Source organism: Pseudomonas sp. GW821-FHT10C09 (assembly GCF_059415465.1).
This window is the reverse complement of record NZ_JBWKNG010000004.1, coordinates 23,297-43,949: the sequence shown is the minus strand read 5'-3', so window position 1 is coordinate 43,949 and position 20,653 is coordinate 23,297. Positions and strand designations below refer to the sequence as shown.

Annotated in this window: 19 protein-coding genes; 13 read left to right on the top strand and 6 right to left on the bottom strand. The window is 59.9% G+C overall.

The features are described 5' to 3' along the window. Window positions 1-44 precede the first annotated feature (44 nt). Window positions 45-539 (top strand): Hcp family type VI secretion system effector, encoded by a 495-nt coding sequence (locus tag AC07N8_RS04720; RefSeq protein WP_493141805.1) that lies wholly within the window; start codon window positions 45-47, stop codon window positions 537-539. Beyond that, window positions 527-1,246, top strand: a complete 720-nt coding sequence (locus AC07N8_RS04715) for a DUF4225 domain-containing protein (protein ID WP_493141807.1) — start codon at window positions 527-529, stop codon at window positions 1,244-1,246. The genes AC07N8_RS04720 and AC07N8_RS04715 overlap by 13 nt, the downstream gene beginning before the upstream one ends. 288 nt (window positions 1,247-1,534) lie before the next feature. Here AC07N8_RS04715 and AC07N8_RS04710 read toward each other — a convergent pair whose 3' ends face one another. Further along, a complete protein-coding gene (locus tag AC07N8_RS04710) occupies window positions 1,535-2,500 on the bottom strand; it encodes a LysR family transcriptional regulator (protein WP_493141809.1) in 966 nt (321 codons plus the stop codon). A gap of 308 nt (window positions 2,501-2,808) precedes the next feature. Between AC07N8_RS04710 and argH the strand changes: the two genes are divergently transcribed. From argH to AC07N8_RS04655, 11 genes are all read left to right on the top strand, one after another. Beyond that, entirely contained in the window at window positions 2,809-4,236 is a 1,428-nt protein-coding gene (gene argH / locus AC07N8_RS04705) for an argininosuccinate lyase (protein WP_493141811.1), read from the top strand. Window positions 4,237-4,324: 88 nt separating this feature from the next. After that, complete coding sequence (locus AC07N8_RS04700; RefSeq protein WP_483842294.1) at window positions 4,325-5,203, top strand: amino acid ABC transporter permease; 879 nt, start codon at window positions 4,325-4,327, stop codon at window positions 5,201-5,203. 10 nt (window positions 5,204-5,213) lie between these two features. Then, window positions 5,214-5,978 (top strand): amino acid ABC transporter ATP-binding protein, encoded by a 765-nt coding sequence (locus AC07N8_RS04695; RefSeq protein ID WP_123431697.1) that lies wholly within the window; start codon window positions 5,214-5,216, stop codon window positions 5,976-5,978. A gap of 39 nt (window positions 5,979-6,017) precedes the next feature. Continuing rightward, a complete protein-coding gene (locus AC07N8_RS04690) occupies window positions 6,018-6,842 on the top strand; it encodes an ABC transporter substrate-binding protein (protein WP_493141814.1) in 825 nt (274 codons plus the stop codon). 152 nt (window positions 6,843-6,994) lie between these two features. Further along, window positions 6,995-7,843 (top strand): polysaccharide deacetylase family protein, encoded by an 849-nt coding sequence (locus AC07N8_RS04685; protein WP_493141816.1) that lies wholly within the window; start codon window positions 6,995-6,997, stop codon window positions 7,841-7,843. Then, window positions 7,836-8,723, top strand: coding sequence for a polysaccharide deacetylase family protein (locus tag AC07N8_RS04680; protein ID WP_493141818.1), 888 nt, complete (start codon window positions 7,836-7,838; stop codon window positions 8,721-8,723). The genes AC07N8_RS04685 and AC07N8_RS04680 overlap by 8 nt, the downstream gene beginning before the upstream one ends. Next, on the top strand, window positions 8,720-10,069 hold the full coding sequence (locus AC07N8_RS04675) for an MmgE/PrpD family protein (RefSeq protein ID WP_493141820.1): 1,350 nt from the start codon (window positions 8,720-8,722) through the stop codon (window positions 10,067-10,069). The genes AC07N8_RS04680 and AC07N8_RS04675 overlap by 4 nt, the downstream gene beginning before the upstream one ends. A 150-nt stretch (window positions 10,070-10,219) precedes the next feature. Further along, on the top strand, window positions 10,220-11,398 hold the full coding sequence (locus AC07N8_RS04670; protein ID WP_493141822.1) for an MFS transporter: 1,179 nt from the start codon (window positions 10,220-10,222) through the stop codon (window positions 11,396-11,398). A gap of 161 nt (window positions 11,399-11,559) precedes the next feature. Continuing rightward, window positions 11,560-12,267, top strand: a complete 708-nt coding sequence (locus AC07N8_RS04665) for an HPP family protein (RefSeq protein WP_493141824.1) — start codon at window positions 11,560-11,562, stop codon at window positions 12,265-12,267. 256 nt (window positions 12,268-12,523) lie between these two features. Further along, window positions 12,524-13,645: an enoyl-CoA hydratase/isomerase family protein gene (locus AC07N8_RS04660; RefSeq protein WP_493141826.1), complete on the top strand. Its 1,122-nt coding sequence runs from the start codon at window positions 12,524-12,526 to the stop codon at window positions 13,643-13,645. 3 nt (window positions 13,646-13,648) lie between these two features. Then, window positions 13,649-14,800, top strand: a complete 1,152-nt coding sequence (locus tag AC07N8_RS04655) for an acyl-CoA dehydrogenase family protein (protein ID WP_493141828.1) — start codon at window positions 13,649-13,651, stop codon at window positions 14,798-14,800. A gap of 115 nt (window positions 14,801-14,915) precedes the next feature. Here the strand turns inward: AC07N8_RS04655 and AC07N8_RS04650 are convergent, their stop codons facing one another. The 5 genes from AC07N8_RS04650 to AC07N8_RS04630 form a co-directional block, all read right to left on the bottom strand. Beyond that, complete coding sequence (locus tag AC07N8_RS04650) at window positions 14,916-15,689, bottom strand: enoyl-CoA hydratase (protein WP_140669223.1); 774 nt, start codon at window positions 15,687-15,689, stop codon at window positions 14,916-14,918. Between the two features lie 14 nt (window positions 15,690-15,703). Further along, the gene (locus AC07N8_RS04645) at window positions 15,704-16,831 is read right to left on the bottom strand and encodes an acyl-CoA dehydrogenase (protein ID WP_493141830.1); all 1,128 of its coding nucleotides are present in this window, start codon (window positions 16,829-16,831) and stop codon (window positions 15,704-15,706) included. Between the two features lie 162 nt (window positions 16,832-16,993). After that, a complete protein-coding gene (locus AC07N8_RS04640; RefSeq protein WP_483842304.1) occupies window positions 16,994-18,187 on the bottom strand; it encodes an acetyl-CoA C-acyltransferase in 1,194 nt (397 codons plus the stop codon). An 11-nt stretch (window positions 18,188-18,198) separates the two neighbouring features. Beyond that, window positions 18,199-18,960 (bottom strand): SDR family NAD(P)-dependent oxidoreductase, encoded by a 762-nt coding sequence (locus AC07N8_RS04635; protein ID WP_493141832.1) that lies wholly within the window; start codon window positions 18,958-18,960, stop codon window positions 18,199-18,201. A gap of 16 nt (window positions 18,961-18,976) precedes the next feature. Further along, the gene (locus tag AC07N8_RS04630; protein WP_493141834.1) at window positions 18,977-20,641 is read right to left on the bottom strand and encodes an AMP-binding protein; all 1,665 of its coding nucleotides are present in this window, start codon (window positions 20,639-20,641) and stop codon (window positions 18,977-18,979) included. Between the last annotated feature and the right edge of the window lie 12 nt (window positions 20,642-20,653).

The window sequence follows — 20,653 nt, the reverse complement described above, 5'->3', positions numbered from 1 at the left end:
ATTTTCAATAAGGTGCCCCTCCGACGAAAAGGAGTGGCACCCCTATGGCCAATCACGGCTACATGACCATTACAGGCAACACCCAAGGATTGATATCGGCGGGCTGTTCAACTCAAGCGTCCATCGGCAATAAATGTCAGACAGGGCATACAGACGAAATCATGGTGCTGTCCTACAGCCACAACATGGCCAATATCGGTAACATCAACAAGCCTACGCACAGCCCTCTCGTCATCACAAAAAACGTCGACAAGTCCTCTCCGCTACTCGCTCAAGCGCTATCAACCAGAGAAGAAATAAGCTGCGCGATCAACTTCTATCGAATTTCTGCATTTGGTCTTCAAGAGAAATTTTTCAGCATTGAAATCGAAGGCGGCATCATTGCCAACCTGACACTTGATATGCCCCACGTTGTTTTACAAAACGACGTCGAACCCCAAGAGCACGTGGCTATTCGTTATCGCGAAATCACCTGGAGGCACCACCTCGCAGGCACCAGCGGGCACGGATCCTGGGGGAACAGCGAATGGGACAGTTGAAAGCGCGCTGCGAAGACAGTAGTTGCGATTACTGGGCCGTCAGCAAAGCGGCGGCCAATTTGACCCAACAAGCCTGCACGTTGGGCGCCCGTTATATCAATGACGGGACGCTACGCCTGCAATTCAATCGCGAGGTGTCTTACTACGCGAGGGGGATTGTTAATGATGTGGCGCAGGGACGGAAGAGCGCTGATCAGGGTTTGAACGAGATCAAGAGCGAACAGAGTAGTTTGCTTGTTCAGGCATCGGAAGTTGCACAGAAAGGCGTCGGATTTATTGCAGGCGCTCTTCAATTCGCAACGGGTGTCGGGATTTGTTATGGATCGGCGGGAACGCTTTGTCTGCTCGGTGGTACACCGATGATGTTGCATGGAACCAACAACATGTATGAAAACGGCAAAAATCTATGGGAGGGACGTTCAGATGTACAAGGACCTGTCAGAAAAGGCTATCAGATGATTTCAAAAATAGTTGGCCAAAGTGATGCGGAAGGAAACTTTATGTACGGGGCTGGCGATTTGGCAACATCTGCTTTAGGGGTGACCAAGCTGGTTCTAAAGCCCGATTCTTGGCGTCTATTCAGATATGTACGTACTGACTATGTTCGGGCGTACAAAACCACACCTGTACCCGTTCTTATTTTGGAAAGAACCGCAGACGCTATAACGATCGACGGGATGTTGGACCAGCTAGAAAGCCACAAATAAATCAATTAGCAGCCAAGGTAAGCCTGTATGAAAAAAATAGTATCAGATGCGCGACTGTATTTATTTTCCTTTGGATGCGCCGGGTTTCATACAGTATGGATTGCATCAATAATAGATTATTTTTTCGAGATGGATATCTTCGCCGCCAGAACAGTGGTAATTATTTGCTTTATTGTAATCTCAGCCTATTGCATAAAAATCATACCTGAAGGACTTCGAAAACTTGAAAAAAAATAAAGTCTTACTCACTCCATATAGCCCCTTAATCCACCACTCTCAAATCAAACCTCAAACCGCAGTCTTCAAATTAACACCCAACGCCTGCGCAAACGCCTTTACCAGCGGACTGCGTACCGTGTTGTGACGCAGGATCAGATTGAACGGCGTGACGATGTTGATCAGGTCCGGGCGTACCGCGCGAAACTGCCCCTGAACCACCAGGGGGCCCGCGTAATGCTGCGGCAGGAAACCGACAAAACGACCGGTCTTGATCAACAGCGCCACGGCCTCCACCTGGGTGGCGGACGCCGAGAAGCTGTCGTAGTGAGCGAAATTCAGCTTGTCCCGATGAATCGCGTAGCGATGGTTGATGCACTCGTGATGCCTGAGCACATCGCTGCCCATTTCGGCGTCCGGCATCGAAAACAACGGGTGCCCGACCGCGCAATAAACTTCCGAGCGTTCTTCATACAGCGCGTAATAATCGAACTCCTCTCTTTTTTGATACACCGGCACGATTCCCGCCACTAATCTCCCCTCCACTACACCCCGTTCCACTTCGTCCAATTGAGACGCTTGAAGTTGAAACCTTACTTTCGGCGACTCTTCGTTTATTCGTCTAAGCGCCGCAACTAACGGTGAATTAGCATCGGAAATCGTATTATCAATAACCCCCACTCCAAGATCGCCGATCAGTTCGTTCTGCGCTGAACTAAGCCGATCCCGAAAGTTATCGACCGAGGCAAACAAGTCGATCGATGCCTGATACACCAAGCGGCCTTCTTCGGTCAGGTGAAAGCCTTCTCGACCCCGGGTACACAGGCGCATGCCGATGCGGATTTCCAGGTCGGAGATCTGTTTGCTGATGGCCGCCAGCCCCACATTCAGCTCGTTTTGCGCCGCACTAAAGCCCCCGGCCTCGACCACAGCCTTGAATACTTTGAGCAATTTGAAGTCCAGCCCACTGAGGGCCAACGGTGCCCGTTGCAGCGGTTTTGGCGGCGGGTTTCCGGAATTGGAAAGTGGGGTTTCCATAATGCTTATTTACCTCTGGCGCCGTATTCAACAACCTGTGCCCAACAACAAAAAATATGCCGGTAAATAATAATGACCACAGAAAACCAGGCTTGGCAACCGCCAATAATTTCCGTACTTCAGTGCCAACTCACTGATGTCCAACGACTAAAAGCTGACACTTCGATCAGCTCTCGTGACTTCGCAACTGCGCTTATCCCCTGCCCTTGAATTAATGATTAGGCCGAACCGCGCCCGAATGATTTTCGGCGCGTGTTCCAGGCCCGGCATACCGATTTCAGTTCGCTTTACCGACGAGGAAAACAACAATGTCTCAAACCACCGACCGTCTCTGGGGTGCTCGCTTCAAAAGCGGCCCGTCTGAAGCCCTGGCGGCCCTGTCCCGTTGCCCCGAGCGCTACTTTCGCCTGACCCCGTACGACCTCGCCGGTTCCAAGGCGCATGCCCGTGAACTGCAACGTGCCAGGCTGCTGACCGAGCAAGAAACCCTGACCATGCTCGACGCCCTGGAGCGCATCGGTGATGACTTCCGCGCCGGCAGCATTGCGCCGACGCTGGACGACGAAGACGTCCACACCTTCATCGAGCGCCTGCTGACCGAGCGCCTCGGTGCCTTGGGCGGCAAGCTGCGCGCCGGCCGCTCGCGCAACGACCAGACCGCCAACGACCTGCGCCTGTTCCTGCGTGATCACGTGCGCACCCTGGCCGTCGAAGTGCTGGCCCTGCAACAGGCCCTGGTCGATCAGGCCGAGCAACACATCGAAAGCATCTGCCCGGGCTTCACCCACCTGCAGCAGGCGCAACCCATCGTCTTCGCGCACCACTTGCTGGCCCACTCGCAATCGATGCTGCGTGACGTGCAACGCCTGGTGGATTGGGACATACGCACCTCACTGTCGCCACTCGGCGCTGCGGCCATGGCCGGTTCCGCCATCGCTCGCCTGCCGCAACAGTCGGCCAAGGAAATGGGCTACAGCGGTGTCTGCGAAAACTCCATCGACGCGGTCGCCAGCCGCGATCACGTCGCCGAGTTCCTGTTTATCGCGAGCATGCTCGGGATCAACATTTCACGCCTCGCCGAAGAATTCTGCCTGTGGTCGTCGCGGCAATTTCGCTGGGTAGCGCTGGACGATGCCTACGCCACCGGCAGCTCGATCATGCCGCAGAAGAAAAACCCGGACATCGCCGAACTGGCACGGGGCAAGGCGGGTCGCCTGATCGGGAACCTGACCGGTCTGCTCTCCACGCTCAAATCCCTGCCGCTGTCGTACAACCGCGACTTGAGCGAAGACAAGAACGGCGTGCTCGACAGCGTCGACACCTTGCTGCTGGTGCTGCCGGCCATGGCCGGGATGGTCGCGACCATGAAGGTCAACGTTGAAGAACTGCGGCGTCAGGCGCCACTGGGCTTCACCCTCGCCACCGAAGTCGCCGACTGGTTGGCCATGCGCGGCGTGCCGTTCAAGGAAGCGCATGAAATTACCGGCGCGCTGGTCCAGGCCTGCGAGAAACACGACATCGAGTTGTGGGAAGCCTCGCCGGCGTTGCTGGCCGAGATCGACCCGCGCCTGACGCCGCAAGTGCGTGACAGCCTGACCCTGGAAGCCGCCATCGCCGCCCGCAGTGGCTGGGGCGGCACCGCGCCGCAACAGGTGCGCGAGCAGATCGGCCGCCTGAAAACCGCCCTCGCGGCTCAGCACGCGTGGACCGAGAACTATCAGGGTTTCCGCCTCTGAAGCAGTACGCAAAACCTGTGGGAGCGAGCCTGCTCGCTCCCACAGGGAATGTGGTTGGCCTGAATTACCCAGTGTACGGAGAAACAACATGAGCCAGACCCAGGCAGAACGACTCCAGTCGGAGCGCAAACTGGCGGAAAACCAGTTCGACATCACGCAATACCAGCATGTGCCACGGCGTTATTACGGGCGGATTTTCTTTGCCACCGTCATCGTCGTCGCCATTCTCGGTCTGGTGCGGGCCTTCGCCGAAGGCAAGATCGAATGGTCGTACATCGGCCAGTTCCTGACCTCCCAGGCGATCATGTGGGGCTTGCTCAACACCATCGTCATGGCCGTGCTGGCGATGGCGCTGGGCATTATTTTCGGGGTGATCACCGCGATCATGCGCATGTCGGCCAACCCGATCCTGCGCTACGTGGCCGTGACCTACACCTGGCTGTTTCGCGGCACGCCGCTGATCCTGCAACTGCTGTTGTGGTTCAACCTGGCGCTGATTTTCCCCACCATCGGCATCCCCGGCCTGTTCGAAATGGACACCGTCAGCCTGATGACGCCGTTCGTGGCCGCCCTGCTCGGCTTGAGCATCAACCAGGGCGCCTACACCGCCGAAGTGGTGCGCGCCGGGTTGCTGTCGGTGGACACCGGCCAGTACGAGGCCGCCAAGTCGATCGGCATGCCGCGCCTGCAAGCGCTGCGTCGGATCATCCTGCCGCAGGCCATGCGGATCATCATTCCGCCGGTCGGTAACGAGTTCATCGGCATGGTGAAAATGACCTCGCTGGCGAGCGTCATCCAGTACTCGGAACTGCTCTACAACGCCCAGAACATCTACTACGCCAACGCCCGCGTGATGGAGCTGCTGATCGTCGCCGGTATCTGGTACCTGGCCACGGTCACCGTGCTGTCGTTTGGTCAAAGCCGCCTGGAGCGTCGATTCGCTCGCGGCGCCGGCAAGCGTTCTTGAGGAGCCCCACATGAGAAGCATCGTCAAGGCCGTGAGCCTGAACAAATATTACGACCAGTACCACGCGCTCAAGGACATCAACATCGAAGTCGAGCAAGGCGAAGTGCTGTGCATCATCGGCCCGTCCGGCTCCGGCAAAAGCACCTTGCTGCGCTGCGTCAACCAACTGGAAAAAATCGACAAGGGCGGCCTCTGGGTCGACGGCGAACTGGTGGGTTACCGCGTCGTCGGCAACAAACTGCATGAACTCAACGAGTCGCAGATCGCCCGGCAACGCCTGTCCACCGGCATGGTGTTCCAGCGTTTCAACCTGTTCCCGCACATGACTGTGCTGCAAAACATCATCGAAGGGCCGTGCCAGGTGCTCAAGCGTTCGCCCAAGGAGGCGCACGAAGAAGCCGTGGAACTGCTCGCTCGCGTCGGCTTGGCCGACAAGCGCAACAGCTATCCGATCGAACTGTCGGGTGGTCAGCAACAACGCGTGGCCATCGCCCGCGCCCTGGCCATGCGGCCCAAGCTGATGCTGTTCGATGAACCCACTTCGGCACTCGACCCGGAACTGGTCGGTGAGGTGCTGTCGGTGATGCGCGATCTGGCGCAATCCGGCATGACCATGATCGTCGTCACCCATGAACTGGGCTTCGCTCGCGAGGTTTCCAACCGCATGGTGTTCATGGACGGCGGGCAGATCGTGGAGGCAGGAAGCCCCGAAGAAATACTAATAAGTCCGCAAAACCCGCGCACCCAAAGCTTCATTTCTGCCGTTCGAACCTAGGTGTCCTTTGGCACTCACAACACTCATAAGAGAACGACCATGAAGAACTTCGTTATTCCAGCAGTACTCGCCGGCCTGATGGCTTCCAGCTTCACCTTCGCCGCCGAATTGCCGGCCAGCATCAAGGCCAAGGGCGAGATCGTGGTAGCGATCATGCCGAACTACCCGCCGATGGATTTCAAGGACCCGGCCACCAACACCCTCACCGGCCTCGACTATGACCTGGGCAATGCCCTGGCCGAGCGTCTGGGCGTGAAGATCAAATGGCAGGAAACCGGTTTCGAACAGATGATCAATGCGCTGACCACTGACCGCGTGGACATGGTGTTGTCCGGCATGACCGACACCGCCGAGCGTCAGGCCAGTGTGACCTTCGTCGACTACTTCACCAGCGGTCCGCAGTTCTACACCCTGCAGAAGAACAAGGACTTCAACGAGATCATCGACCTGTGCGGCAAGAAAGTCGGCACCAGCCGCCGCACCACGTTCCCGGCGGAAATCGCCGAGTGGAGCAAGGCCAACTGCGAAGCCGCCGGCAAGCCTGCGATCAACGTGATCGGCACCGAAGGGTCGGCCGATGCCCGTGCGCAACTGCGCCAGAGCCGTATCGACGCGGCGATGCAAGGTAGCGAGACCCTGCCTTACCTCAAGACCCAGGAAAAGGACATGTACAAGACTGTGGGCCTGCCGATCTCCTCGCAGTTCACCGGCCTTGGCGTGAGCAAGAAAAAGCCGGAGCTGAGTGAAGCGGTGAAGGTGGCGTTGCAGAGCATGATCGATGACGGCACCTACCAGACCATCCTGAAGAAATGGGACCTGGAATTGGGCGCGATCAAGACTGTGACCATTAACGCCGACAAATAAACCTGTATGGGATGAAAACATCCCTTGTGGGAGCGAGCCTGCTCGCGAATGCGGAGTATCAGTCAACGGTGATGTTGAATGTGACGGCCCCTTCGCGAGCAGGCTCGCACACAGGTATTGAGTAGTGCCTATAAATTATTGGAGTGCCACTGATGTCCTCCTCGCTGCAACCCACCTGGCCCGACCGGCACAAAGCCTGCCTCGCCCTGGCCTTCGACCTCGATGGCCCGACCGGCGATGCCATGCTCAATGGCTCGATCTGGCACAAGCCCGAGTACTTTGGTTTCGGCGGATACGGCCCTTACCGGTCGCTGCCGCGAATCCTCGACCTGCTGGACGAGTACCAGATCCCTACGACATTCTTCGTCCCGGCCTGGGTCGTGGAAAACTGGCCAACGCAGTGCCAGGCGATTGTCGAGCGCGGGCATGAGGTGGCGTACCACGGCTACAAACACGAATCCTTTTACGCCCTGACGCTGGACCAGCAAAAGGACGTGATGAAGAAATCCCGCGAGGTGTTCTGGAAACACCTGGCCATCCGCGCCGAAGGCTTTCGCACGCCGTCCGGCGATTGGCGCGCCGAAACCCCGGCGATGCTGGTTGAAGCCGGCGTGACCTATTCCAGCAGCATGCGCGGTGATGACCGGCCGTATCTGGTGAAAGTGCCCGGCCACGACACGCCCTTGGTGGAAATCCCCGGCCGCTGGGAAATGGACGACTACGCCTCCCTCGCCTACACCCGTGCCCCGGACTTCCCCTCGGGCCTCGACCGCACAGCCAGCTACGAACTCACCCTCGACAACTGGTGCCGCGAATACGACGGCGCGATGAACGAAGGCCTGTGCCTGACCACGCTGTTCCACCCCAAGATCACCGGCAAGCCGGGACGCATCCTGTTGCTGGAAAAACTCTTCGAACACATGCGTCAGCGCGATGACGTGTGGTTCGCCACGTGCCGCGATGTCGCCCAGTGGTGGCTGAAGGAGCATCACCATGGCTGATTCCACTGTGTGGCCCCAAGGCAAGCGCTGCGCCGTGGTGCTGACTGTCGATTACAACGACATCCACGGCATTCTGACCCAGGCCCCTGAAGTCGCCGGGCGCGACAAGACGCTGTCCGTCTGGCGTTACGGCACTCAACGGGGGGTCGAGCGATTGCTCGGTTTGTTCAAGGAACTGGGGGTGCCCAGCAGTTGGTGCATCCCCGGCATCGTCGCCGAGGAAAACCCTGAACACATCCGCGCAATACAGGCCGGCGGGCATGAAATCGCCTGCTCAGGCTATCGCCATCAGAACTACGACACCCTCGATCTCGCCCAACAGAGCGCCGAGATTGCCAAGGGTTGCGCAGCGCTGACTGCGCTGACCGGCCAGCGTCCGACGGGGTTTCGCATCCCGGCCGGCAACGGCGCGCCGGGTTTCATCAAGGCATTAAGGGATCACGGCATTCGCTGGTCTTCATCGTGGCGTGGCGATGACTTGCCGTTCAAGCATCCGACTGCACCTGAAGTCATCGAGTTGCCGCTGCACTATGAACTGGAAGACGAGCCCTACTTCGCCTTCAACCTCAGCCCTGCCGTGCCTCCGGCGCAATCGCGGATCGCGTCTTACAGCCACACCCTGGGCAATCTGCAAATGGACTTCGCCGGGTTCCACCGGTTTGGCCTGTGCTACGTGTTGCGCCTGCACCCGGAAATCATCGCCACGCCGGGGCGCATCGGTGTGCTGCGCGAATTGCTGGAGGGCATTCAGCAGCACAAAGACGTATGGATCGCCACGGCCGCTGAAGTATCAAAATGGTGGGCCGACAAGGCGCAGCCCGTGACCGAGGATCACCCGGCCTCGGTGTATGAACGCCATTATCGGGATTACCTCGTATGACCGAACGCATGCAGCGACTGGTGCAATTCTGCATCGACACCCGCTACGAAGACTTGCCCCCGGCATTGGTGGTGCAAGCCAAGCGGCACATCCTCGACACCTTCGGCGCGACGTTGGCCGGTTCTGTCAGTGAGGTGGCGAAACAGGCGCAGCAGGTGTTCGCGGGTGAAACCGGCGAAACGTTGGTCTGGGGCACAGGGTTGCGGGTCGGGGCCATTCAGGCGGCCATGCTCAACGGTGTGGCCGCCCATGCGCTGGAACTGGACGACACCGGTGGCTGCGACCATTCCGGCGCGGTGGTGCTTCCAGCGGTCATGGCTGCGGTGTCGATGTCGCCCACGCCAGTCAGCGGCCGCGAACTGATCACCGCCGTGGTCATCGGCTACGAAGTCGGCCGACGCGTGCTCGAAGCCTGCGGCGGTTACTCGGCGCACAACGGCGCGGGCTGGCACTCCACCGCCACCTGCGGTGTATTCGCCGCCGCCGCGGCGAGCGCTCGGATCCTGCGCCTCGATTTTCAACAAACGTTATCGGCGCTGGGCATCGCCGGCAGTTTCAGTGGTGGGTTATGGGCCTTTATCCACGACGGTTCGCACAGCAAGAAACTGCACAGCGGTCGGGCCGCAGAGGGTGGATTGCTGGCCGCGCGGTTTGCGCAACAGGGCATCAGTGGGCCGACAAAGTTGTTTGATGATGTCTGGGGCGGGTTTCTGAAAACCCTGGCCGGCGTGACGTCGCAACCTGAGGCTCTGGATGCTGAACTGGGCGTCGTGTGGAAACTCGCCCGCTGCTCGATCAAGCCTTACGCCTCGTGCCGGGGCACGCATTCGGCCATCGACGCAGTGGGGCTGTTACTGGATCAATTGCAGGTCAACGTCGATCAGGTCGAAGACATTCATGTGTCGCTGAGCGGGTTTCTTCAAGGCATGTGCGGTGATCAGGAAGTCAGCACACTGGCGGCGGCGCAGATGAGCTTGCCGTATGCCCTTGCTGCAAGGCTGGTTCATGGTCATTGCCGGTTGCAGGCGTATGACGATGCGCAACGCAGCGATCCGCGTATCGCGCACTGGATGTCGCGCGTTCGTCTTGAAGTGGACCCGCAACTGTCAGAGGATGGCGAACCGGTCGTCAGCCTGCGCACCGTGGACGGTCGGCAGGCGAGCCTGTGTGTCGAGGTGCCGCTGGGGGCGCCAAGGAATCCGTTGAGTGATGCGGAGCTGGAGCAGAAGTTTTTCAGTCTGGCTGGGCGGGTGATGGCGCGGGAACAGGCGGTGTTATTGCTTGGACAGTTGTGGCGGCTGGATGAGATGGAATCGGTTCGTTTGCTGGATCGGTGGCTGGGTTGAATAGGATTTTGTCTGTGCCGACCCCTTCGCGAGCAGGCTCGCTCCCACATTTGGAATGCATTCCCCTGTGGGAGCGAGCCTGCTCGCGAATGGCCGCACCTCGGTCCAACGACAAACACTACAAAACCAAATAAGGACATTTGCCCCACCGTGGCCACTTACTCGCTCGTTATCCGCCGTTTGATGATCGTCTCGCTGACGATTGTCGTCAGCCGCGCCATCACCAGCCCGCTGCTCACGCTGTTCCTGAGCAACAAACTCGGCCTCAATCAACAGGACGTCGGTTTGCTGCTGGGCATCGCGGTGTTCATCGCCACGCTGCTCGCGCTGTATGGCGGCTACATCATCGACCGTCTGGAAAAGCGCCGGCTGCTGATCCTCGCCATGCTTTCCAGCTCCATCGGTTTTGTACTGCTGACGTTCGCCGAAAACCTCTACCTGACCACCGCCACGCTGGTGATCACTGAAACCGCCTCGGCGCTGTTCCTGATCGGATCGAAAGCGATCCTCAGCGAAAACCTGCCCATGGGCCAGCGCGCCAAGGCTTTTTCCCTGCGCTACACCTTGACCAACATCGGTTACGCCACCGGGCCGATGCTCGGCGTGGTGATTGCCGGCGTGTACCCGATTGCGCCGTTCCTGATCGCCGGCGGCATCGCGTTTTTCAGCATTTTCCTGATGATCGGCATTCCCAAGGATTCGGCCCAGCCACCCGCCATCGGCCAGCCCCAGAGTTTTCTCAAGACGCTGATCACCCTGAAGAACGACCGCACCCTGATCATGTTCACCTGCGGCTGCCTGCTCAGTACCGTGGTTCACGGCCGGTTCACGTTGTACCTGTCGCAATACCTGCTGGTGACTCACGATTCCAAACGCGCGCTGGAAACCATGGCCGCCCTGCTCGCCTGCAACGCCATCAGCGTGATCCTGCTGCAATACCAGATCGGTCGGTTCCTCAAGCGCGAACAACTGCGCTACTGGATTGCCGGGGGCACCAGCCTGTTCATCGTCGGCTTGATCGGCTTCAGCCTGGCCGACAGCCTGGTGTCGTGGTGCGTGGCCATGTTCATCTTCACCCTCGGTGAAATGATCATTTACCCCGCCGAGTTCCTGTTCGTCGACACCCTGGCTCCGGAAGAACTGCGCGGCAGCTATTACGGCGCGCAGAACCTCGCCGCACTCGGCGGTGCACTGAGCCCCGTGATTTGCGGTTTCCTGCTGATGCACACGCCCGCACCGACGATGTTCTATGCCCTGAGTGCACTGACCGCGATGGGCGGATTCCTGTGCTTCATGAGCGGACGGCGAGTGGCGATACTGCAAAATTAATGCATTGAAGCTGCATTAATATGAATTTGTCAGCACATCGAATCAACGGCACACTGTGCCTCGTTCCTCCCCCAATAGTTGGAACACCTTCAAGGGCTTTCTGGATATCCCAGCCAAGCCTTTTTTTTTGCTCGTTTTTTTGTCCACGGATCGATTTCATCATGCTTGCTCGCTGGTTGCCCGCCGCCATCAACACCCGCCCTTCCGAATGGAGCCGCGCCGCCATTGGCATGGCCCTTGGGACGCTGTTCAGCGTATGGGTTTGCGGGCAAGTGTTTGGCATGGAAGTGGCGCAGCACCTGATCGGCCCGTTGGGTGCATCGGCCGTGTTGTTGTTCGCCGTGTCCTCTGGTGCGCTCGCCCAGCCGTGGTCGATTCTGGGCGGCTACTTGAGCGCCGGGGTGGTTTCGCTGCTGGTCGCCCACGTGCTCGGGCGAACCCTGGGCAGTGCCTGCCTGGCAGCGGGCATGGCGCTGATGTTGATGTGCTGGTTGCGTTGCCTGCATCCACCGGCCGGGGCGTTGGCGCTGCTGTTGGTGTTGGCCGACCCCGCCACCATCGCCATGGACTGGAAGGCCCTCGGCCCGGTGATGCTCGGTGCCTCGGCGATGCTGCTCAGCGCCCTGGCGTACAACAACCTGACACGCATTCGCTACCCGAAACGCGCCAGCGAACCGGCGGCCGTGATCCCCGCCGACCACCCGCCCGTCGACACCCAGGCCATTACCGCCCAGGACCTGAAACTGGCGTTGGCGGACATGGAGGCGTTCTTCGATGTCACCCCTGAAGACCTCGAACAGCTGATCCACGCCAGTGAATTGCACGCCAAGCGGCGCAGTATTGGTGAAGTGCTCAGCAATCGAATCTGACGCCCCCCCTTTGTGGGAGCGAGCCTGCTCGCGAAAGCGTACGACTATTCAACATCGAAGTTGTCTGTCACTGCGCTTTCGCGAGCAGGCTCGCTCCCACAAGTTGAGTGCAGGGTTTTCGTCGGGCCTTTAAGGCAAAAACGCAGACAGAACCTGCACATATCCCGGTTGTACATCACAAATTTGCACTGGTACGATCCTGCATCGCTCGCGCGCGAGCATCTCTATAAAGAACAATAAAAGCAGGGAGTTAGTGATGACTGCTCAGGTTTCATCGAAGGGGGTTTCATCGAAGGAAGCGTCGTCCATCGATGCCATGCAAAACGAAGTGCTGGCCGAGGTTCGCAACCACATCGGTCACCTGACCCTCAACCGCCCCGCCGGCCTCAACGCCCTGACCCTGGACATGGTGCGCAACCTGCAGCGTCAACTCGACGCCTGGGCTCAGGATTCGCACGTGCATGCGGTGGTCTTGCGCGGTGCCGGCGAGAAAGCCTTCTGTGCCGGCGGCGATATTCGCTCGCTGTATGACAGCTTCAAAAGCGGCGACACGCTGCACCAGGACTTCTTCGTCGAGGAATACGCTCTCGACCTCGCCATTCACCATTACCGCAAACCCGTGCTCGCCTTGATGGACGGCTTCGTGCTGGGTGGCGGCATGGGTCTGGTGCAAGGCGCCGATCTGCGCGTGGTCACGGAAAAAAGCCGTCTGGCGATGCCGGAAGTCGGCATCGGCTACTTCCCGGATGTCGGCGGTAGCTACTTCCTGCCACGCATCCCAGGCGAACTGGGTATATACCTCGGCGTCAGCGGTGTGCAGATTCGCGCGGCGGATGCGCTTTATTGCGGGTTGGCCGACTGGTACCTGGAGAGCAACAAACTGGCCGTGCTCGACGACAAGCTCGATCAGCTCGAATGGCACGACTCGCCGCTCAAAGACCTGCAAGGCTTGCTGGCCAGACTCGCGGTGCAGCAACTACCCGACGCGCCGCTCAAAGTCTTGCGTCCGGCCATCGACCACTTCTTCGCCTTGCCCGATGTGCCGAGTATTGTTGAGCAACTGCGCGAAGTGACGATTGCCGACAGCCATGACTGGGCACTGACCACTGCCGACCTGCTGGACAGCCGTTCGCCGCTGGCCATGGGCGTGACCCTGGAAATGCTCCGTCGTGGTCGGCACTTGAGTCTGGAAGACTGCTTCGCCCTTGAGCTGCACCTGGACCGTCAATGGTTCGAGCGCGGCGACCTGATCGAAGGCGTACGCGCCTTGCTGATCGACAAAGACAAGTCGCCGCGCTGGAACCCGCCGACCTTGCAGGCGCTGGACGCCAAGCATGTCGCGAGTTTTTTCACCGGCCTTGATGAAAGCGGGAACTGAGCCATGCACGATATCGAATTGAGCGAAGAGCAAGTCATGATCCGCGACATGGCCCGGGACTTTGCCCGCGGTGAAATCGCGCCTCACGCACAAGCCTGGGAAAAGGCTGGCTGGATCGACGACGGTCTGGTGGCGAAGATGGGTGAACTCGGGCTGCTGGGCATGGTGGTGCCTGAGGAATGGGGCGGCACCTACGTCGACTACGTGGCTTACGCCTTGGCGGTGGAAGAGATTTCCGCAGGTGATGGCGCTACCGGCGCGCTGATGAGCATCCACAATTCGGTCGGCTGCGGACCGGTCCTCAACTACGGCACTGAAGAACAGAAACAGACCTGGCTGCCGGATCTCGCCAGCGGCCAGGCCATCGGCTGCTTCTGCCTGACCGAGCCGCAAGCCGGTTCCGAAGCGCACAACCTGCGCACCCGCGCCGAACTGCGCGACGGCCAATGGGTAATCAACGGCGCCAAGCAATTTGTCAGCAACGGCAAACGCGCGAAACTGGCGATTGTGTTTGCCATGACTGACCCGGACATGGGCAAACGCGGCATTTCGGCCTTCCTGGTGCCAACCGACACCGCCGGTTTCATCGTCGACCGCACCGAACACAAGATGGGCATTCGCGCCTCGGATACCTGCGCGGTGACGTTGAGCAACTGCACGATCCCCGAAGCGAATCTGCTGGGTGAACGTGGTAAAGGCCTGTCCATCGCCCTGTCCAACCTCGAAGGCGGCCGCATCGGCATCGCCGCGCAAGCGTTGGGCATTGCCCGTGCGGCGTTTGAAGCGGCGCTGGCCTATGCGCGGGATCGGGTGCAATTCGACAAGCCGATCATCGAACACCAGAGCATCGCCAACATGCTCGCCGACATGCACATGCAGCTGAACGCAGCGCGTTTGCTCATCCTGCATGCGGCGCGCCTGCGCACCGCCGGCAAACCCTGCCTGTCGGAAGCCTCACAGGCCAAGCTGTTCGCCTCGGAAATAGCCGAGAAGGTGTGCTCGTCCGCGATTCAGATTCATGGCGGGTATGGGTATCTGGAAGACTATCCAGTCGAGAAGTACTACCGGGATGCGCGGATTACGCAGATTTACGAAGGGTCGAGCGAGATTCAGCGGATGGTGATCGCCCGCGAGCTCAAGAACTATCTGGTGTAAAAAGCTAAAGCTAAATGCTTCGCGAGCAGGCTCGCTCCCACAGTGGATCTCAGGTGTTAATGAGATCCACTGTGGGAGCGAGCCTGCTCGCGAAGGCGTCAGTCAGAACAACGCGTTACTTACCGACGAACTGCGCCTCACGCTTGGCAATAAACGCCGCCATCCCTTCCTTCTGATCCTGCGTCGCAAACGCCGCATGGAACACCCGGCGCTCAAAGCGCACGCCTTCGGACAGGCTCACTTCGAACGCGCGGTTCACGCTTTCCTTGACCATCATCGCAATCGGCAGTGACTTCTTGGCGATCAACGCCGCGACTTTCAACGCTTCGTCCAACAACTCATCCGCCGGCACGATTCGCGCAACAATGCCGCAACGCTCCGCTTCCACCGCATCGATCAAACGACCGCTCAGGCACATTTCCATGGCCTTGGCCTTGCCCACGGCGCGGGTCAGGCGCTGGGTGCCGCCCATGCCCGGCAGCACGCCGAGGTTGATTTCCGGCTGTCCGAATTTGGCGTTGTCGCCGGCCAGGATGAAGTCGCACATCAGCGCCAGTTCACAGCCTCCGCCCAGGGCAAAACCGTTGACCGCGGCGATGATCGGCTTGCGGCGGTTGGCCACGCGATCGCTGTCGCTGAACAGGTCGTCGATATAGATTTGCGGGTAGGTCAGCTCGGCCATTTCCTTGATGTCGGCGCCGGCGGCAAAGGCTTTTTTCGAGCCGGTCAGCACGATGCAGCCGATGTTCGAATCGGCTTCCAGGCCATCGAGGGCGTGGTTCAGCTCGCTGACGATCTGCGCATTCAACGCGTTCAGCGCTTGCGGGCGGTTCAAGGTAATCAGGCCGACGCGACCATGGGTTTCCAGCAAAATCGTTTCGTAACTCACAGAGGGACTCCTTCTTATAAATTGCGCGAAATAACCATGCGTTGAATATCGCTGGTGCCTTCGTAGATCTGGCAGACCCGCACGTCGCGATAAATGCGCTCCAGCGGGAAATCGTTGAGGTAACCGTAACCGCCGAGGGTTTGCAATGCCGAGGAGCAGACCTTTTCAGCCATTTCCGAGGCGAACAGCTTGGCCATGGACGCTTCGACCAGTGCCGGTTTGCCGCTGTCACGCAGCGCCGCCGCGTAATGCACCATTTGCCGGGCCACGGCAATTTGCGTGGCCATGTCGGCGAGGCGGAACGCAACGGCTTGGTGTTCGATGATCGGCTTGCCAAAACTCTCGCGCTCACGGGCGTAGTCGCGGGCCGCTTCGAATGCGGCACGGGCCATGCCCACCGATTGCGAGGCGATGCCGACGCGGCCACCTTCGAGGTTGGCCAGGGCGATTCGGTAACCTTCCCCCTCTTCGCCCAAGCGGTTGGCGACCGGGACTTTAACGTCTTCGAACAGGATCTGGCAGGTGTCAGACGCGTGCTGACCGAGTTTGTCTTCGACCCGTGCGACTTTATAGCCCGGTGAATCAGTTGGCACGATCAACGCGGTGATCCCACGCTTGCCGGCATTCGGGTCGGTCACGGCAAACACAATCACCACTCCGGCATTCTGCCCGGAGGTAATGAACTGTTTGCAGCCGTTGAGCACGTAGTGATCGCCTTCCAGGCGCGCGCGGGTTTTGAGGCCGCTGGCGTCGGAACCAGCCTGCGGTTCGGTCAGCGCAAAGGCGCCAAGCATCGCACCGCTGGCCAAGGGCTTGAGAAAGCGTTCTTTCTGATCGTCGTTGCCGTAGTGCAGGATCGGCACGCAGCCCACGGAGTTGTGCACACTCATGATGGTCGAGCACGCGCCGTCGCCGGCGGCTATTTCTTCCAGGGCCATGGCGTAGGCCAGGTAACCGGTGTCGCAACCGCCCCACTGCTCCGGCACCAGCATGCCGAAGAAGCCAAGCTCACCCATTTCACCGATGGCTTCCTTGGGGAAGCGGTGTTCGCGATCCCACTCGGCGGCGAACGGTTTCAGCCGTTCCTGGGCAAATTGCCGGGCGGCTTCGCTGATCTGCAGTTGTTCATCATTGGGAATCATGCCAAGTCCTTAAAATAAGCCTGTCGTACAAAATGACCGGTTGAAACACTGAACCTGTGGGAGCGAGCCTGCTCGCGAATGCGGTGTATCAGTCGATAAAAATGTCGAATGTGAATCCGCTTTCGCGAGCAGGCTCGCTCCCACATTGGAATAGCGCCGGCCTCAATAGAGGCATTCAACCGCCATGGCCGTGGCTTCGCCGCCGCCGATGCAGATCGCTGCGACGCCGCGTTTCAGGCCTTTCTGGCGCAGGGCCGAGAGCAAGGTCACGAGAATCCGCGCGCCCGATGCACCAATCGGATGGCCCAAGGCGCACGCGCCGCCGTGAACGTTGATCTTCTCGTGCGGGATTTCCAGTTTGGTCATCGTTACCAGACTGACCACGGCAAACGCTTCGTTGACTTCGAACAGTTCCACCTGGTCCAGCGACCAGCCGGTTTTCTTCATCAGCTTCTTGATCGCGCCCACCGGTGCCACCGGGAACAGGCCCGGGGTGTCGGCAAACGCCGCATGGCCGTGAATCACTGCCAGCGGTTTCAGCCCTTGTTTCTCGGCTTCGGAACGGCGCATCAGCACCAGTGCCGCCGCGCCATCGGAGATCGAACTGGAGTTCGCCGCCGTGACCGTACCGCCCTCGCGGAACGCCGGTTTCAACGAGGCAATCTTGTCCAGCTTGGCTTTCGGTGGCTGTTCGTCGTTGCTGATCAGTACCTGTTCTTTACCGACCATGACCGACACCGGGACGATTTCGTCCTTGAAGCTGCCGTCCTTGATCGCCTGCTGCGCGCGGGTGGTCGAGGCGATGGCAAAGGCGTCTTGCGCTTCACGGGTGAAGCCGTTGGTTTCGGCGCAATCCTCGGCGAAGGTGCCCATCAGGCGGCCCTTGTCGTAGGCATCTTCCAGACCGTCGAGGAACATATGGTCAAGCACACGCCCGTGGCCCATGCGATAACCGCTGCGCGCACGGTCCAGCAGGTACGGCGCGTTGGACATGCTTTCCATGCCGCCCGCGACCACCACGTCGGCACTGCCGGCCACCAGCATGTCGTGCGCCAGAATCGCCGCTTCCATGCCCGAACCGCACATCTTGTTCAGCGTGGTGCAACGGGTCGATTTATCCAGCCCGGCGCCCAGTGCGGCCTGGCGCGCCGGCGCCTGGCCGAGGCCGGCGGACAGGACACAGCCGAACAGCACTTCTTCAACGGATTCGGCGTTGATGCCGGCGCGTTCGACGGCGGCGCGGATGGCCAGAGCGCCGAGTTGCGGGGCGGTCAGGCTTTTCAGTTCGCCCTGAAAACCGCCCATAGGGGTGCGGACGGCGCTGACAATAACAATCGGATCGTTGGCAATGGTCATGTCAAAACTCCTTACTTGGCGGCCATGCGCAAGGCACCGTCGAGACGGATTACCTCGCCGTTGAGCATGCTGTTTTCAATGATATGCCGGACCAGCGCGGCGTACTCGCCGGGTTTGCCCAGGCGTGGCGGGAATGGCACGCCAGCGGCCAGCGAATCGCGGACCTCCTGGGTCATGCCGGCCATCATCGGTGTTTCAAAAATGCCGGGAGCGATGGTCATCACGCGGATGCCAAAGCGCGCCAGTTCACGTGCGGCGGGCAAGGTCAGGCTGACGATGGCGCCTTTGGACGCGGCGTAAGCAGCCTGGCCGATCTGGCCGTCATAAGCAGCGGCCGAGGCCGTGTTGATGATCACGCCGCGTTCGCCATCGGCGTCCGGCTGGGTTTCAGCGATGGCGGCCGAGGCCAGGCGCAGCATGTTGAAGCTGCCGATCAGGTTGACGTTGATCACCTGGCTGAAACTGGCCAGTGCATGCGGGCCGTTCTTGCCGAGGATCTTCTCGCCACGCACGATACCGGCGCAGTTGACCAGACCGTTAAGGCCACCGAAAGCTTTGACCGTCGCCTGCACCGCCGCTTCCGCCGCTGCTTCGTTGCTGATGTCCGCAACCACGCTTTGCGCGCCCAGACGCTGGGCCTGCGCCGCAACGGCCTCGGCATTCATGTCCACCAGCATCACTTTTGCGCCGGCTGCGACCAGCATTTCAGCCGTGGCGGCACCCAGGCCGGAAGCGCCGCCGGTGACCAGAAAAACCTTGTTTTCGATCTGCATCATTGTTTCCTTGGATTCAAGCTGAAACGTTCTTCGCGGCGGCCTCTTGAGCCTTGGCGATTTCCTGGTTGCGCAAGATAAAGCGCTGCAATTTGCCGCTTGGGGTTTTCGGCAACTCGCTGACAAATTCGATTTCACGGGGATAGGAATGCGCCGCCAGACGCTTGCGCACGTGTTGGCGCAGTTCTTCGGCCAGTTCTGGTGTAGCGCGGTATTGCGAGCAGATCACGACGAAGGCCTTGACCAGTTCGGTGCGCTCCGGATCGGGTTTGCCGACCACCGCCGCCTCGACCACGGCCGGGTGCTCGATCAACGCGCTTTCGACGTCGAACGGGCCGACGCGGTAGCCGGACGTGGTGATCACGTCATCGCTGCGGCCAACGAAGCTGATGCTGCCGTCCGGGTTCCACTCCACTGTATCGCCACTTAAATAATAGTCGCCGACGAACGCCTTGGTCGGCGCGCCTTCGTAGCCGTTGAACCAGCACATCGGCGATTGGGTGCGGTCGATGGCCAGAATGCCTGGCTGACCGACACCGAGTTCCTTGTATTCGTCGTCCAGCACCACGATGCGGTGGCCAGGCGAGGCAAAACCGGCGGCGCCAACGTGAACCGGATGTTCCAGCGCGTGGTGATTGCACAGGACCATGCCCAGTTCGGTCTGGCCGTAATGGTCGTGGATGACCACGTCGAGGTTGTCGGCAAACCAGCGGATCACTTCCGGGTTCAGCGGCTCGCCGGCGCTGCTGACGATGCGCAGCTTGCCTTTGATCGTTTTGGCGAACTCATCGCCGCCCGCGATCAGCAAACGGTAAGCGGTCGGGGATCCGGTGAGGTTGGTGATCCCGTACTTGTTGATCACCCGGCAGGTGCTTTCGAGGGTAAACGGGCCATCGTAAAAGGTGATCGGATGCCCCATCGACATCGGCCCGGTGACGCCGAAATAGATGCCGTAGGCCCAGCCCGGATCGGCCACGTTCCAGAACGCGTCTTCGGGACGCAAATCCACGGCGTCGCGGGTGTAGCTCTGGAAGGCGACGATGGCTTTCAGTGGCACGGACAAGGCTTTCGAAGGACCGGTGGTGCCCGAGGTGAACATGAGCAGGAACGGGTCTTCGCCGGTCAACAAAACGGGCTCGCACACGGCGGAATAATTGGCCAGTTCGGCCCAGAAGCTGTAATCGCCACGGACGATGCCCTGGCCTTTGGCACCACCGACAGTGACGGTGGTCGGGCAATCGGCGACTTCAGCGAGTTTCGGGCGATTGACCGCGTCGGTCACCACGACTTTCGCGCCCGAGCAGCCGAGACGGTGTTCGATGGCTTTGGGGCCGAATGCGGTAAACAGCGGCTGATACACCGCACCAATGCGCCAGGTGGCGAACACGGTGATCAACAATTCGATGTTGCGTGGCAGGAGGCCGGCGACCTTGTCGCCCTTCTTCACCCCTTGGGCCAGCAGGAAATTGGCAAAACGCGCGGCTTTGTCCTGCAGGTCGCTGAAGGTGTACGTGGCGCTGGCACCATCGCGACCTTCCCAGAACAGCGCAATGCGCCCCGGCAAGGCATGCCGGTCGCAACACTCGACGCAGGCATTGAGCGCTTGCAGGGAACCGCTGAGTGCGGCGTCGACGGTGTGCTGATAATTGAAATGTGATGTGGCAGACAAGTAATCGCGCATTGCCAGAATCCC

Excerpts from the sequence above, each read along its gene's own strand:
- AC07N8_RS04720 (WP_493141805.1), top strand. The coding sequence starts at position 45 with ATGGCCAATCACGGCTACATGACCATTACAGGCAACACCCAAGGATTG.
- AC07N8_RS04715 (WP_493141807.1), top strand. The coding sequence starts at position 527 with ATGGGACAGTTGAAAGCGCGCTGCGAAGACAGTAGTTGCGATTACTGG.
- AC07N8_RS04710 (WP_493141809.1), bottom strand. The coding sequence starts at position 2,500 with ATGGAAACCCCACTTTCCAATTCCGGAAACCCGCCGCCAAAACCGCTG.
- argH (WP_493141811.1), top strand. The coding sequence starts at position 2,809 with ATGTCTCAAACCACCGACCGTCTCTGGGGTGCTCGCTTCAAAAGCGGC.
- AC07N8_RS04700 (WP_483842294.1), top strand. The coding sequence starts at position 4,325 with ATGAGCCAGACCCAGGCAGAACGACTCCAGTCGGAGCGCAAACTGGCG.
- AC07N8_RS04695 (WP_123431697.1), top strand. The coding sequence starts at position 5,214 with ATGAGAAGCATCGTCAAGGCCGTGAGCCTGAACAAATATTACGACCAG.
- AC07N8_RS04690 (WP_493141814.1), top strand. The coding sequence starts at position 6,018 with ATGAAGAACTTCGTTATTCCAGCAGTACTCGCCGGCCTGATGGCTTCC.
- AC07N8_RS04685 (WP_493141816.1), top strand. The coding sequence starts at position 6,995 with ATGTCCTCCTCGCTGCAACCCACCTGGCCCGACCGGCACAAAGCCTGC.
- AC07N8_RS04680 (WP_493141818.1), top strand. The coding sequence starts at position 7,836 with ATGGCTGATTCCACTGTGTGGCCCCAAGGCAAGCGCTGCGCCGTGGTG.
- AC07N8_RS04675 (WP_493141820.1), top strand. The coding sequence starts at position 8,720 with ATGACCGAACGCATGCAGCGACTGGTGCAATTCTGCATCGACACCCGC.
- AC07N8_RS04665 (WP_493141824.1), top strand. The coding sequence starts at position 11,560 with ATGCTTGCTCGCTGGTTGCCCGCCGCCATCAACACCCGCCCTTCCGAA.
- AC07N8_RS04660 (WP_493141826.1), top strand. The coding sequence starts at position 12,524 with ATGACTGCTCAGGTTTCATCGAAGGGGGTTTCATCGAAGGAAGCGTCG.
- AC07N8_RS04655 (WP_493141828.1), top strand. The coding sequence starts at position 13,649 with ATGCACGATATCGAATTGAGCGAAGAGCAAGTCATGATCCGCGACATG.
- AC07N8_RS04645 (WP_493141830.1), bottom strand. The coding sequence starts at position 16,831 with ATGATTCCCAATGATGAACAACTGCAGATCAGCGAAGCCGCCCGGCAA.
- AC07N8_RS04640 (WP_483842304.1), bottom strand. The coding sequence starts at position 18,187 with ATGACCATTGCCAACGATCCGATTGTTATTGTCAGCGCCGTCCGCACC.
- AC07N8_RS04635 (WP_493141832.1), bottom strand. The coding sequence starts at position 18,960 with ATGCAGATCGAAAACAAGGTTTTTCTGGTCACCGGCGGCGCTTCCGGC.
- AC07N8_RS04630 (WP_493141834.1), bottom strand. The coding sequence starts at position 20,641 with ATGCGCGATTACTTGTCTGCCACATCACATTTCAATTATCAGCACACC.